The following is a 14,031-nucleotide window of genomic DNA, read 5'->3' on the forward strand; positions in this document are numbered from 1 at the left end:
TATGATCACATTTGGAGCAAGTAAAGCGTTTATTATAGGAGACGAAATGGAATGGGAAACCGTTGGCGATGGCGTGAAAAGAAAAATAATGGGTTATGACGACACCATAATGTTGGTAAATGTCGACTTTAAAAAAGGTAGTATCGGTCCGATACACCAACATTATCATGCTCAAGTTACTTATGTAGTTAGTGGACAATTTGAAGTTACAGTTGGCAAAGAAACGAAACTCTTAAAAGCAGGCGACTGTTTTTATATCGAACCTCACATAATGCATGGAGCAGTTTGCCAAGAAGACGGAATGTTAGTGGATGTTTTTAGTCCCATTCGAGAAGATTTCATGCAGTAAAAAAGACAGATTTTTAAAATTTGTTTATAAATCATTTCATTAGAGATAATCCTCACAATTATTTCTTTTGGAGTGATTTTTTTTTGCTGTTTATGATTTTAAATTACCAATTAGACAATAAATACGCTTTAAAATAACAGTATCATAAAAAATTACAGTAAAAAAATATATTATTTATTTTTTAGATCCAAATTTTAATATATATTTGTGAAACCAAACTGGTTCACCAATTTGGTTTACCAAAAAATAATAACCAACCAATACCAAAAAAATGCAGTTAAAATCAAAAATTTCAATTATTGTTATGCTCTTTTTTAGTGTAGCACTTTTTGCACAGGAAAACTTTACACTGACAGGCACTGTGATTTCTAAATCAGACAACATGACTTTGCCTGGTGTAAATGTCATTGTGGTCAGTTCAAAGGTAAATGCAGTTACTGATATCGATGGGAAGTTTCAAATTCTTGTAAAAGAAGGAGATGTTATTCAATTGACGTATATCGGTTACGAAACAAAACTTGTTCCCATTTTGAATAAATCCGCAATCGATGTAGTACTCGTGGACATTGCAAATAACTTAGATGAAGTGGTTGTAATTGGTTATGGTTCCCAGAAAAAGAGCCATTTAACCGGTGCCATTTCAAAATTAACCAATGAAAAATTAGATCAAGTAACCGTTTCACGGGTCGAAGACGCGTTAATCGGTAAGATTTCGGGTGTAAATATTCAAGCTACCAATGCAGAAGCAGGTGCCGCTCCTACAATTACAATTAGAGGAGTTGGATCTATAACTGCTGATTCTGGACCTGCTGTAGTTGTAGACGGTATAATTGTAAGTTCTGATTTTCTTGGAAATATGAACATGAATGATATTGAATCTTTTGAAGTTTTAAAAGATGCTGCATCTGCTGCAATATATGGTAGTGAAGGTGCAAATGGTGTAATTCTTATTACTACAAAAAGTGGTAAAGCTGGAAAAACGAAATATTCTTACGAAACCTATACAGGACGAAAGGAAGCATTTGGTAGTAAAAACTATAGCAAAAGCGTTAAGGATTGGGCTGAATTTGAATTAGCAGAATCAGGTTCACTTTCAGAAACAACACAGTACATGCAATTGTTATCTACCGCAACTGGAACTGATCGCGATTGGCAAGATGTATTTTTTGATGGCGGAAATATTACCAGTCACTCCTTTGCTGCTAGAGGTGGAACTTCAGATACAAAATTTAGTACTTCATTACGCTACTTACATGACGAAGGAGTGGTTTTAACTGACGATTATAAATCGTATACTGCTAGAATTAAAGTAGATACTAAACTTAACAGTAAACTTGATTTTGGAATTAATTTTGCACCTTCTTACACTAAGAGAAGAGCATTGCCAACGTCCATTCACAATCCATTAAGACAAGCGCCGTGGTTGCCTATTTATCACACTGCAGAAACGCTTCAATTTATCAATACTAGCAACTATCCAAATGTTGGAATTGGAGATTATTTTATTGAAGATCATTTACTATCTCTTGATTTAGATGGAAATGGATCGTCAACCAGACCTCGAACTACAGGAGATGCAAATCCTTACGCTCAATATGTGGAAAGAGAACATTATGAAACTGAAACTACCATGTTAGGATCTACTTACTTAAGCTATGAAATTATAAAAGGTTTAGTAGCCAAGTCCTCGCTAGGAATTACTTTTGACCATAGAGAACGATCAAGATGGGATGGAACCAAACACCACTCAGCAGGTGCTTCTAGAGCAAATTACTTCCAAGAAAACAGATACCGTCTAAGAATTATCTCTGACAATACTTTAAATTACACTAAAACGTTTAATAATCACGATTTCGATATTTTAGCAGGAATCACCGCTCAAACAAGACGATCTGAATCCACTGCTATTAATGGCTCCGGCTTTAAAAATGATTTGTTAAAAAATATTATGGGAGCTGACCCAACAACTATTACTGGTGCAGAGGTCAATACTGTCTTAAATAAAGTGGGCTATTTTGGGAGAATAAATTATGCCTTTGACAACAAATATTTATTGAGTGCATCATTTAGAAGAGATGGAAGTTCCGTTTTTGGTTCAAATTCAAAATATGGTAATTTCCCGTCTATTTCGGCAGGTTGGAACATTGCTAAAGAAAACTTCATGAGAGAAAACCCCGTTTTCAATAGTTTAAAATTTAGAGCAAGTTATGGTTTTACAGGTTCAGAAAACTTTAATGTTGGAAGTGATGTCATTAACGCTTGGCCTTATTTATCTCTACTTGGAAATACGAACGCGATAGTTGATGGAAATCTTGCCACTGGTTTTTCACCGTTAAATATTGCAAATACTTTATTGCAATGGGAAGCTTCTCAGGAATATACGCTTGGTGTTGATTTTGGTATCTTAAAAAATAAAATTTCAGGATCCTTCAATTATTATAAGAGAACAAGTGATAACTTACTTTTGGAAAATCCAGTGTCATACGTTACCGGATTTGATTTTGGAATCATTAATTTAGGAGAAGTCGTTAACTCCGGTTTGGAATTAGACATTACTACAAAAAACATTTCGACACCTAATTTTTCTTGGACTTCCACATTGGTTGCTTCTACAAATAAAAATGAATTAACATCCTTTGGTGATTCGGATGGAGCGCTTCTAGAGGACAATTACGGAAGAAATTCACAATGGATTAATTTGGTTGGCAACCCAATATCTTCTTTTTACGGATACGTAGTTGACGATGAATTTCCAAACACTTATTGGACCTCGCCTTACTTCCCCATCGCTGGTAAATCGCAAGATGTAATTGTAAAAGATTTAAATGGCGACGGAATAATTACCAATGCAGATAAAACTATTTTAGGAAATCCTTATCCTGAATTGGTTTGGAGTTTTACAAATGAATTTAAGTACAAAAGTTTTGATTTTAGCATAATGATTCAAGGGAGTCATGGTGCAGAAGTTAAAAATGTAGGCGACGAATACTTTTACTCGGAATGGCTTGGAGCAACCATCAGTCCAGCTCAAATGGTTGCCGATGGAGTTGTTTCTGACGCGTCCTTTGTTCAAGCGCGAGTATTAACAAATGACATTGTTCAAAGTGCTGGCTATTTTTCATTGCGTAATATAAATATTGGATACAATCTGCCAGCTGCTACAGCGGCAAAAATTGGCTTAAGTGGCGTACGAATTTATGCAACAGGACAAAATTTACTTTACATTACAGACAAAGGATACAACGGTTTTAATCCTGAATTTGTAGACGATAGTAATCCAAGAGCTTACGGAGCACAAAGAGGTGGAACACCATTATTTAGAACTACATCACTTGGTTTAAACATTAACTTTTAAATTTAAAACACACTACTTATGAAAAATATAAAATATATAATTTTAATTGCAATAGGATTTTCTGCTGTTTCGTGTGATGATTTTTTAAATCCAACACCAGATACGGTTATTGTTTCCGAAACTTACTTTAAATCAGATGCCGATTTACAAACCGGTATTATAGGAATTTATGATGCTATTCAAGGCGTAAATGAAAATACGGTAACCAATGACGCTCGGGTCAACAGAGGTGTTATTTTAGAATATCTGTTAACGGAACACCGGTCTGATAACACACGGTCACAAACAGTGGAAGGCTCAAGAGCTGATTTTCACAGGTATTTGGTTGACGCTAATAACATTCAATCAGAAGATTATTATGCGTCAATGTACCAAGTTATTTTTAGAGCCAATAACATTATGACCTTCATGGATGTAGCTAATCCAGAAAATGTAGCAAAATACACAGGAGAAGCAAAATTCTTGAGAGCATACGCTTATTTTAATTTAGTACGTTTATTTGGAGATGTTCCTTTGGTAACTGAAGTAGTTTTGGGTTCTGATAAGGAAGCATTATTTACAAGAATCTACAAAGAAATAATCTATGCGCAAATTGTTCAAGATTTACAAGAAGCTGTAAATACTTTGGACAATAGATATAAAGGAAGAGCTTCCAAAGCAGCCGCTCAAGCCTTACTAGCAAAGGTATACATGACCAAACAAGACAAAGATTATGCTGCTGCAAAATTATTGTGTGAAGACTTAATTGCAACCAATGAATTTCAATTACAGACTAATTTTTACGATGTTTTTTACACCGAATTAAATTCTGAAATTATTTTTGCGATCCAATATGCTTTTGGCGTTGAAACTGAAAGTCAAAGCTTTTCTGCCGAATTTACTTCCACATTACGCCAAGGAAGACAAGATGGTTTAAATATGGTAAATCAGAATCTTATTGATGATTTTGCTTCAAGTGGTGGCACGCGAACAGCAGTTTCATTTGTAACAATTGCGTCATCAGGTCGATCAGAAGTTGCAAAATTTCTTCCTCAAGGTTCAAATGTAACAACGGTTCCTCCTACTTATGGTTCCAATCCTCAAAATGCAGGAAACGACTGGATTGTCTTACGTTATGCAGATGTATTGTTAATGCATGTTGAAGCTACAATAGCTGGAGGAACAGCAACAAGCGATGCAGCAGCACTAGCTTCCTTCAATAAAGTAAAAGATCGCGCATTTCCTACTACAGCACCTAACAATATTACAAACGTGACTAAAAATCAGCTGCTGTTAGAACGAAGAGTGGAATTGGCATTTGAAAATCACCGCTTCTTTGATCTCGTACGATTTGGAGTAGCAGACAACGTATTAAGTGCACATGCAGCAACGATGAATTATCCAGACTATTCAGGTAGAGCACTGCTTCTTCCTATTCCAGCCAGAGAAATTAACTTAAGTGGCGGTCTATTGAGTCAAAATCCGGGATATTAATTTTTAAAAAACACATTTATGAAAAATAATTTTTTTAATAGATCAAAGAAATTCAGTCTTATTGTAATGCTAGGCTTGACGTTTACTTTAATAAGTTGTGACGATTACTTTGCTTACGATTTGCCAGAGGCAAATTCAATAGCCGACGTTATTTTACCTACAGCTAATTATTCCTACGCTTCTTTACCAGGTAATTTTATGCTCATTAAATTTACCAATTTATCCTCTGAGGCAACCAATTTTATGTGGGATTTTGGCCAAGGTCAGACGTCAACGCTTACAGATCCAACATTTGAATTTACATATGGAGAAGGAACATATCCCGTTACACTTACTGCTAGTGATGCAAATGGAGAATTATCAACCGTTACTATTGATGTTGTGGTAGAAATGGGCCCTGTTGCACCAACAATTTTAGGACCAGGCTTTGAAGTTGATGCCGATAAGAATTTTTGGAAAGCGCCTTTTTCAAGATTAGGTAATGCAACATCTGTAATGCAAACAACTACTTCAAGCGGCTATTTCGAAGGAGCACGAGGAGGAAAGTTTCCTACAAACGAAGATCGATTGGGTTACCAAGAACTTACAACGTTCACACCCAATACCAACTATGTTTTAAAATATAAATACAGAATAAAAAATACAACAACTGCAGACGGTACCATGAATGTAGCTATAATAAAACCAATTACCGTTTGGGATTTGGCCACTTTATCAGCTTCCACTTTATCATCAAACGCACACGTTGAAAATGCAACAAATTCAGCAGCATTAGTAGAAGGAACTTTACAATTTAATTCGGGAAATAATACCACTTTAGCGATCTTGTTGTATAATCAATTAGAAGAAATTTATATTGACTCTTTCACATTGGAAATACAATGATACCATCTCCTTATAAAAATTTGAAAATGAAAAAAGTAGTGATCAATGCTCTTTCTGTAACCTTTATATTCTTTGTCTACACTGCAGGAAATGCACAAGTGGCAGATGCAAAATCGTACGCAAATCAAACCGAAAAGGCACAGAAAAAAGAGAAAAGGAAAAAATACAAATTGCCCCAAATAGATTTAAGTCATTGGAGCGTTACCACTCCACAACTCAATGAAAAAGGAAAAGCAACCAGTGTTGAAGCACCCGAGATCATGAACTATGGAACAAATGAGAAGCTTTTGCCTTTCATGTATAATGATTCAACATCTGGTGCACTTGTTTTTTATGCTTATCCCAGCGAAGCAACCACTGCAAATACAAAATATTCTCGTTCTGAATTGAGGGAACAGCTGGTTCCAGGAGACAACACTAAAAATTGGACTTTCAAACAAGGTGGAGTTATGAAAGGCGAACTTGCCATGGGTGACGTGTCTAAAGACAATAAAGGAAAATACCACAAGGTAATTATAATGCAAATTCACGGCAGACTAACCGACGAACAACGCGATGTCATAGGTCAGAAAGACAACAATGCACCGCCAATCTTGAAAATTTATTGGCAAGATGGTAAAATCAGAGTCAAAACCAAAATTTTAAAAAATCTTAATGCATCGGACAATGAACTATTGCACGAAGAGATGTGGGATGACGATAAAGGCTTTACATTTAATCAAGAAGTAGGTTTTGGTCGATTTGATTTAGAAGTAAAAGTATCCGAAGGAAAAATGGTGGTTGCATTAAATAACAACGAGTTTCAAGTTTACGAAAACATCCATATGCAAAAGTGGGGAATTTTTGAAAACTATTTCAAAGCTGGAAACTATTTTCAATCGAGAGATGAAGGTGCATTCGCAAAAGTGAAAATTTACAGTTTATCGGTTTCACATTAAATATTATTCTAAAACCTACAAGATAGCTGTATTTTTTTTCATATATTTATCGTCTTAAAACTGGTTAACCAATCTGGTTTTACTTAAAATGAGCATTATGAAGTTAGAAACTCTTTCAAAAACTGATAATCAAACGATTCAGAAAGATTTGATTAGAAAAATAAAAGATCTTATAAATTTCAAAAATTTGGAGCCAGGTGATAAACTTCCAAGTGAACGTATGTTGTCTGAGAAGTTTGAAGTCTCTAGAAGTACGGTTAGAGATGCCATTCAAAAACTAGAGTTTTACGGCATTTTAAAATCCATTCCTCAAAGTGGTACTTTCGTAGCAGAAATTGGAGTTATTGCCATGAACGGAATGATTGATGATATTTTAAGATTAGATGATCCAGATTTCAAATCATTGGTAGAAACTCGAATTTTATTGGAATTAAAAACCGCACGTTTGGCCGCTTTAAGAAGAACTCCAGAAGATTTAATTCAGATGGAAGCTGCGCTTCAAGCATATACTGATAAAGTTATGAATGGTAAAGATGCCGTTCAAGAAGACTTACTATTTCATTTGGCTATTGCAAAAGCGAGCGGAAACAGTTCAATGAATACGTTCATGCTTACCATTACCCCACAGATAATTACAAATTTTCAAAAATACCACGTTTGTGATGACAATCAAGCTTTTCTTGGAATCGCAGAGCATACCGCAATTTTTGAAGCCATAAAAAACCAAGACACACAAGAGGCAAAGTTAAAAATGAAAGCACATTTTAAATCTTTATACCAATATTGCTACAATACAAGTGATTAAGTCAAATTAGAATTTGACTTTTAATAGTTAAAATTTACATATTTAGTTGAATTCCTCCTTTAATATCTAGTTGCAAAACTGAGGTAACAGGGAAGTTTTATCTAAAATTAAAAAAAAAAGCATGAAAATAAAAGGATTACGTTGGTGGGTTGTTGCTTTAATTGCGATTGCTACTATAATAAACTATATCGATCGGACTTCTTTGAGTGTTCTTTGGCCAGAAATCGCAAAGGATTTATACCCAGATCATTCTGCTGATGAAACAAAGTCAATTTATGCAATTATCTCAATTATCTTCGTGTTCTCTTATGCATTTGGACAAGCAATTTTTGGAAAAATATTTGATTGGGTCGGGACTAGATTAGGATTCGTTCTATCAATTGGTGTTTGGTCCGTTGCAACTGCTTTACATGCTTTTGCAAATGGCGTATTGAGTTTTGGAATATTTCGTGCCATCCTAGGTGTAGCTGAAGCTGGAAACTGGCCAGGAGCCACTAAAGGAAATGCCGAATGGTTTCCCACTAAAGAACGTGCTTTGGCACAAGGAATTTTTAATTCAGGTGCTGCTATAGGTGGAATCATTTCCATTCCACTGATTGCTACATTAACCGTATATTTTAGCTGGAAAATGATCTTTGTTTTAATCGGCGTTGCCGGATTACTTTGGTTGATCCCGTGGTGGATTTTAGTAAAATCAGAACCTAAAAAGCACCCTTGGATTACTGATGAAGAACGTAATTATATTTTATCAGGACAAAAAAATGAAGATTTTGATGCCGATGGAGATGTAGACCAAGAATATAATCCAGACACCAAACAGCTTTTAAGCCACAAACAAAGTTGGGGAGTTATTTTAGCTTCGGCAACGATTGACCCAATTTGGTGGTTGTTTGTTTTTTGGATTCCAATATACTTAAATGAAGTCTATGGAATGGATGTTAAATCAATTGGTTTATATGGTTGGGTTCCTTATGCAGGTGCTATGTTAGGTGCTTGGTTTGGTGGTTTATTTGCTCAAAACCGACTTAAAGCGGGTTGGGATATTAATAAGACACGAAAAACAGTAATAACGCTTGGTTGCTTAATTATGTTACCGGCATTATTAGCGATGGCAAGTCCGGGTGGACCAACTACAGCTGTTTTAATTATGGCAGTCATTTTATTTGGCTTTCAAACAGCTATTGGAAATATTCAAACATTAACGAGTGACCTATTTAGTGGAAAAACAGTTGGTAGTTTATCAGGATATTCAGGAATGGCAGCCAAACTTACTGCTGCAGGTTTAACGTATCTAGTACCGTGGCTAACAAGTGGCGGAAATTATACTCCAGCATTTATAATTGGAGCGGCTTTGGCTGTTTTAACTCTCGCTAGTATTTGGTTCTTAATCCCAAAGGTTGAGCCAGTAAAGAAAAATTTAAAATAGAAAATAAATATTAAAATTAGATTAAAATGAGTAATTCAAATGGTAAAGTAGCAGTCATTACAGGAGCGACTGGAGGAATAGGTTTTGCAGTAGCAAAAAGATTAGGAAAAGACGGTTTTACGGTACTTTTAAACGGACTCAATAGTGAAGAAGGTGCAAGTAAAATTGCTGAACTAACTGCTGATGGAATTACCGCAGAATTCTACGCTTTTGATGTTACAAATGAAAACGAAGTAAATGACAACATCAAAAAAATTGGCGAAAAATATGGTAAAATTGACGTTGTTGTAAATAATGCTGGAGGTCTTGGAGGTCGTTCTCGTTTTGAAGACATGACTACAGAATTTTATAGATCGGTTATGGCTTTAAATCTTGATTCTACATTTTTCGTTTCAAGAGCTGCAATTCCATTTCTTAAAAAAGGTGAAAATGCTTCAATTATCAATTATACTTCAAATGCAGCGTGGAACGCTGGTGGACCAGGTGCTGGAATTTACGGAACATCAAAAGCAGGTGTTCACGCAATTACTAGAGCTTTAGCAAAAGATTTAGCAGAATACAACATTAGAGTAAATGCGGTTTCCCCTGGAACAATTGACACTCCGTTTCATGCTCAAATTAAAGCAACAAAACCAGAAGTATTTGCTTCTTGGAAAGACAATATTATGTTAGGAAGATTAGGTCAACCGGAAGAAGTAGCCAATGTAGTTGCTTTCCTAGCAAGTGACAATGCTTCGTTCATAACTGCTGAAACAATTCAAGTTGGTGGTGGTCAAGCATTAGGAATCTAAGAAATAAAGTTTCTCTCCTACTCCATTTTCCTTTTAAGTACTTTGGAGTAGGTTGAAATTAAGAAACAAATTGTAGTTTCTTATAACAAATCCCGTAGATCAAATCTCATTTTATGTGATGATTTTGAATTCTGGAAATTTTAAATGTAGTAGGTTAATAAAATATGAAAGCAAATAAAGTAGTCACTTTTGGAGAAATAATGATGCGTTTATCAACAGAACGGCATTTGCGATTTTCGCAGGCAGAAGCATTTAAAGCAACTTATGGCGGTGGTGAATTTAATGTGGCTGTATCACTTGCAAATTATGGAATCGATGCTGAATTTGTAACGCGTTTACCTCAAAATGAACTTGGTATTTCTGCTGTTAAAGAAATGCGGAAACTCAATGTCAAAAATGACAACATTGTATTTGGTGGCGACCGTTTGGGATTGTATTTTTTAGAAACAGGAACCAGTACTCGAGCAAGTAATGTTATTTATGACCGAGCCAATAGTTCGATGGCAACAATCCAAAAAGGGACTATTGATTGGGAAGATGTACTAAAAGATGCTACTTGGTTTCATTGGAGCGGAATTACTGCTGCAATTTCTGAAAGTGCCGCCGACGAATGTTATGAGGCCATTAAAGTGGCACATAAATTAGGCTTAACTATTTCTACAGATTTGAATTACCGTTCAAAATTATGGCAATACGGTAAGGAACCTAAAGAGGTAATGCCAAAACTTTTAGAATACAGCACTATAATTTTAGGCGATATTGACACGGCTTATTTCATGTTAGGTCTGGAAAAAGTAAATCCAAATTATCAAGACAAAAATATTTTACCAAATCATTATAATGTGATTTTTAAACATTGTCCAAATTTGACTTTAGCTGTGACAACGTTACGTTACTCAGTAAGTGCTTCATACCAACGAATTGGCGGTGTTTTATACAACGGAAGTAAGATTTACCATGCTGATATTCAAGATGTGACTCCTGTTATTGACCGCGTTGGAAGTGGAGACGCTTTCATGGGTGGATTAATATACGGTTTACTTGAAGAAAATGGAAATGAACAAAGAGCCTTGAATATTGCAGTTGCCGCATGTTGCTTAAAACATACAATTGCAGGAGATTATAATTTAATAACAATTGAAGAAATCGAAAAATTACTAAGTGGTGATTTTTCAGGAAAAGTATCAAGATAATGGCACAATATACCCGAATTGAAGTAGCACAAAAAATGAAAGAAACGGGACTTGTTCCTTTGTTCTATCATTCTGATATCGAAACAAGTAAAAAAATTGTAAAAGCTTGTTATGATGGAGGTGCTCGATTATTAGAATTTACAACCAGAGGGGATTTTGCTTTCGAAATATTCTCAGAATTAAATAAATACATCATTGCCGAATTACCCGGAATGATTCTAGGTGTAGGTTCTGTAACTGATGCCGCAGCTGCTTCGTTTTATATGCAAATGGGTGCCAATTTTATTGTTACACCAGTATTTAGAAAAGACATCGCAGAAGTGTGTAATCGTCGAAAAGTTTTATGGTCACCGGGTTGCGGTTCACTCACAGAAATTGCAACAGCAGAAGAAATGGGTTGCGAAATTGTGAAATTATTTCCAGGAGATATTTATGGTCCTGAATTTGTAAAAGGTGTAAAAGGTCCTCAACCGTGGACTTCAATCATGCCAACTGGTGGTGTAGAACCTACTGAAGAAAGTTTGACAAAATGGTTTAAAGCCGGTGTAACTTGTGTAGGAATTGGATCAAAATTAATTTTCAAAGACAGCAATGGACAGTTCGATTTTGAAGGAATTAAAAACCTTACCTCCTCTTGCATTCAGATCATTAATAAATTAAAAACCTAAAAAATTTTACTAATTAAATTGGTTAACCAATTTGGATATCCAATAAAAATTTGAATTATGAAAAATAAAGAAAGATTAATTTATACTCAATTGAAGTCTATTTTCATCGCTTTTGCTTTCATAATTAGCAGTTGCACAACATCGGATGATACTAAAACTCAAAATGTAATTATTATTCCTGAAGAGCCTGTTATGCCTGAAAACCCATCAGGAAACACAAATCCTTTAGCACCTTATGCAAATATAAATTTCGACAATTGGAAATTAACTTTACCCGTTGATGTAGATAATAATGATAGCCCTGACGAATATTCAGTAGCTCAACTTAGTAGTTTCGGCTATAGAACTTTGACGCCACTCATGCCTTATATGTTCGATGACACTTCGGACGAATCGATAGTCTTTTATGCCTTCCCTGCCAATTCTACCGCTAATAGTAGTTATTCTAGAACGGAATTAAGAGAAATGATAAATCCAACGGATAGCAAAGTAAATTGGACTTTAAGTCAAGGTGGTACAATTGAAGGAAAATTAAAAATGGTTTCGGTAACACCTGATAATTCCAGTTCAAGTTACGATTTTCATAGAGTTATCGTAATGCAGATTCATGGGATTATCAAACAATCGGATATGGCAATTCATAATTTCTCCTCAAATAATGGACTTCCATTATTAAAAATGTATTGGATTGATGGTCATATTGTTGCTTATAAAAAATCATTGGTCAATTCAAATACTGAAGGTGATGCTTTATTAACAACTTCAAGCAGTGTTTGGACGGACGAAAAACATGATTTTGGATATGTTGGTTATGATCCATTCACACTAAAAATAATTGCATCTACTGGTAAATTAGAAGTGATTTTGAATGAAACGAATAAACACCTATTTCAGGATGTCAGCTTAACTAAATGGCCTTTCGAAAACTATTTCAAAGCTGGAAATTACCTCATTACAACTGATGCTAATGCCAATGCAACAGTCAAATATTATAATCTAAACGTAACACATTAAATAACTATAAATTTTTAGAAATCATGAAAACAAAACTACTTTTTCTGTCGTCGCTATTTTTCACGGTATGTGGAATGAAAGCACAAGTAACGCTTCCTCATTATGAAGCATTTGATTACGCAATAGGTTCAACTTTAATTACGGCAACTACAAATGCTGGATTTGGAGGTTGGACGATTCCTTCCTTCCAATCTGCTGGATCTACTTCTGATCCATTATTAGTAGCCTCACCGTCATGGACTTTACCTTCTGCTTTTCCCGTAGCTGCAGGAAATGCACTTGAATTTGTTGGTGGTGGCGACGACCCAATTTTGGAAATGACGAATCAAGGTGCAACAGGTACAATCTATTCCTCATTTGTATTTAGAGTAACAGAACAAGCTGCTGTAACATTAAATAATACAACTCCAAGCTATTTTTTCTCATTTGCTAAAGTAGCAACAAATTTAACTTCGCTAAATTATACATCTTGTGTTTACATCGTAAAAACGGGTGACGATACTTTTAAATTAGGTATATCTGAAAACAACAATATCAACAATGTTGTCTACACAACTACGCCATTAAGTGTCAATACTGATATAGTTGTGGTTATTTCTTACGACATTGATAATGCAGTTTCTAGTATGTGGATTAATCCTGCAGCAGACGGAGTTCAACCTACTACAACTTTTGTAACAGATGAAACAGCTACGTCTACGAGAACTGATTTGTCGATGATACGTCTTAATTTAGATTCAAATGCTAAAACACCAACAATTGTATTGGACGAATTGAGAATTGGAAACTCATGGTTAGACGTTGTTCCTTCAACATTAAGTGTAGCTTCTAATACTTTAGAAAAAGTTTCAATTTATCCAAATCCAGCAAAGAATACGTTACAAATCAATGCTGGAAATGCTTCAATTAATGCCGTTACAATTACGTCATTAGAAGGAAAACAAGTATTGAAAACAGCCAACACGAATCAAGTAGATGTTTCAAGTTTAGCAGCGGGAATTTACCTAGTAAAAGTAAGTGGCGAAAACTTTGAAACAATTAAAAAAATAATTATAGAATAAGTTAGTTTGGGTTTAGTTGTGTGTGGGGATGCTTTTTTTAAAGCATCCTTTTTTTATTTAAAAGATTTGCACA

12 protein-coding genes are annotated in these 14,031 nt (G+C 35.0%); all 12 read left to right on the forward strand.

Features of this window, described 5'->3' with window-relative positions; all coding sequences use genetic code 11:
- The first annotated feature begins 1 nt into the window (after position 1).
- The 12 genes from H602_RS0114980 (at position 2) to H602_RS0115035 (ending at position 13,958) form a co-directional block, all read left to right on the forward strand.
- Positions 2–349 carry a cupin domain-containing protein gene (locus tag H602_RS0114980; protein ID WP_026978743.1) on the forward strand — a complete coding sequence of 116 codons (348 nt, stop codon included), beginning with the start codon at positions 2–4 and terminating at the stop codon, positions 347–349.
- 271 nt (positions 350–620) lie between these two features.
- Positions 621–3,704 (forward strand): SusC/RagA family TonB-linked outer membrane protein, encoded by a 3,084-nt coding sequence (locus H602_RS0114985; RefSeq protein ID WP_026978744.1) that lies wholly within the window; start codon positions 621–623, stop codon positions 3,702–3,704.
- 18 nt (positions 3,705–3,722) lie between these two features.
- A complete protein-coding gene (locus tag H602_RS0114990) occupies positions 3,723–5,177 on the forward strand; it encodes a RagB/SusD family nutrient uptake outer membrane protein (protein WP_026978745.1) in 1,455 nt (484 codons plus the stop codon).
- An 18-nt stretch (positions 5,178–5,195) separates the two neighbouring features.
- Positions 5,196–6,062: a PKD domain-containing protein gene (locus tag H602_RS19455; RefSeq protein ID WP_026978746.1), complete on the forward strand. Its 867-nt coding sequence runs from the start codon at positions 5,196–5,198 to the stop codon at positions 6,060–6,062.
- A gap of 26 nt (positions 6,063–6,088) precedes the next feature.
- On the forward strand, positions 6,089–7,000 hold the full coding sequence (locus tag H602_RS0115000) for a polysaccharide lyase family 7 protein (RefSeq protein WP_026978747.1): 912 nt from the start codon (positions 6,089–6,091) through the stop codon (positions 6,998–7,000).
- Positions 7,001–7,097: 97 nt separating this feature from the next.
- A complete protein-coding gene (locus H602_RS0115005) occupies positions 7,098–7,805 on the forward strand; it encodes a FadR/GntR family transcriptional regulator (RefSeq protein ID WP_026978748.1) in 708 nt (235 codons plus the stop codon).
- A gap of 121 nt (positions 7,806–7,926) precedes the next feature.
- A complete protein-coding gene (locus H602_RS0115010) occupies positions 7,927–9,231 on the forward strand; it encodes an MFS transporter (RefSeq protein WP_026978749.1) in 1,305 nt (434 codons plus the stop codon).
- Between the two features lie 26 nt (positions 9,232–9,257).
- A complete protein-coding gene (locus H602_RS0115015) occupies positions 9,258–10,022 on the forward strand; it encodes an SDR family NAD(P)-dependent oxidoreductase (RefSeq protein ID WP_026978750.1) in 765 nt (254 codons plus the stop codon).
- Positions 10,023–10,186: 164 nt separating this feature from the next.
- A complete protein-coding gene (locus tag H602_RS0115020) occupies positions 10,187–11,215 on the forward strand; it encodes a sugar kinase (RefSeq protein WP_026978751.1) in 1,029 nt (342 codons plus the stop codon).
- Entirely contained in the window at positions 11,215–11,883 is a 669-nt protein-coding gene (locus H602_RS0115025; protein ID WP_026978752.1) for a bifunctional 4-hydroxy-2-oxoglutarate aldolase/2-dehydro-3-deoxy-phosphogluconate aldolase, read from the forward strand. The genes H602_RS0115020 and H602_RS0115025 overlap by 1 nt, the downstream gene beginning before the upstream one ends.
- A 57-nt stretch (positions 11,884–11,940) precedes the next feature.
- Positions 11,941–12,897, forward strand: a complete 957-nt coding sequence (locus H602_RS0115030; RefSeq protein ID WP_035759760.1) for a polysaccharide lyase family 7 protein — start codon at positions 11,941–11,943, stop codon at positions 12,895–12,897.
- 23 nt (positions 12,898–12,920) lie between these two features.
- Complete coding sequence (locus H602_RS0115035) at positions 12,921–13,958, forward strand: T9SS type A sorting domain-containing protein (protein WP_084404270.1); 1,038 nt, start codon at positions 12,921–12,923, stop codon at positions 13,956–13,958.
- Positions 13,959–14,031 lie beyond the last annotated feature (73 nt).

This window comes from Flavobacterium tegetincola DSM 22377 (assembly GCF_000425485.1).
Lineage (GTDB): Bacteria > Bacteroidota > Bacteroidia > Flavobacteriales > Flavobacteriaceae > Flavobacterium > Flavobacterium tegetincola.

What these genes read in the sequence shown, in the direction of transcription:
- H602_RS0115000 (WP_026978747.1), top strand. Translation starts at nt 6,089, where the DNA reads ATGAAAAAAGTAGTGATCAATGCTCTTTCTGTAACCTTTATATTCTTT.
- H602_RS0114980 (WP_026978743.1), top strand. Translation starts at nt 2, where the DNA reads ATGATCACATTTGGAGCAAGTAAAGCGTTTATTATAGGAGACGAAATG.
- H602_RS19455 (WP_026978746.1), top strand. Translation starts at nt 5,196, where the DNA reads ATGAAAAATAATTTTTTTAATAGATCAAAGAAATTCAGTCTTATTGTA.
- H602_RS0115020 (WP_026978751.1), top strand. Translation starts at nt 10,187, where the DNA reads ATGAAAGCAAATAAAGTAGTCACTTTTGGAGAAATAATGATGCGTTTA.
- H602_RS0115010 (WP_026978749.1), top strand. Translation starts at nt 7,927, where the DNA reads ATGAAAATAAAAGGATTACGTTGGTGGGTTGTTGCTTTAATTGCGATT.
- H602_RS0114990 (WP_026978745.1), top strand. Translation starts at nt 3,723, where the DNA reads ATGAAAAATATAAAATATATAATTTTAATTGCAATAGGATTTTCTGCT.
- H602_RS0115005 (WP_026978748.1), top strand. Translation starts at nt 7,098, where the DNA reads ATGAAGTTAGAAACTCTTTCAAAAACTGATAATCAAACGATTCAGAAA.
- H602_RS0114985 (WP_026978744.1), top strand. Translation starts at nt 621, where the DNA reads ATGCAGTTAAAATCAAAAATTTCAATTATTGTTATGCTCTTTTTTAGT.
- H602_RS0115015 (WP_026978750.1), top strand. Translation starts at nt 9,258, where the DNA reads ATGAGTAATTCAAATGGTAAAGTAGCAGTCATTACAGGAGCGACTGGA.
- H602_RS0115030 (WP_035759760.1), top strand. Translation starts at nt 11,941, where the DNA reads ATGAAAAATAAAGAAAGATTAATTTATACTCAATTGAAGTCTATTTTC.
- H602_RS0115035 (WP_084404270.1), top strand. Translation starts at nt 12,921, where the DNA reads ATGAAAACAAAACTACTTTTTCTGTCGTCGCTATTTTTCACGGTATGT.
- H602_RS0115025 (WP_026978752.1), top strand. Translation starts at nt 11,215, where the DNA reads ATGGCACAATATACCCGAATTGAAGTAGCACAAAAAATGAAAGAAACG.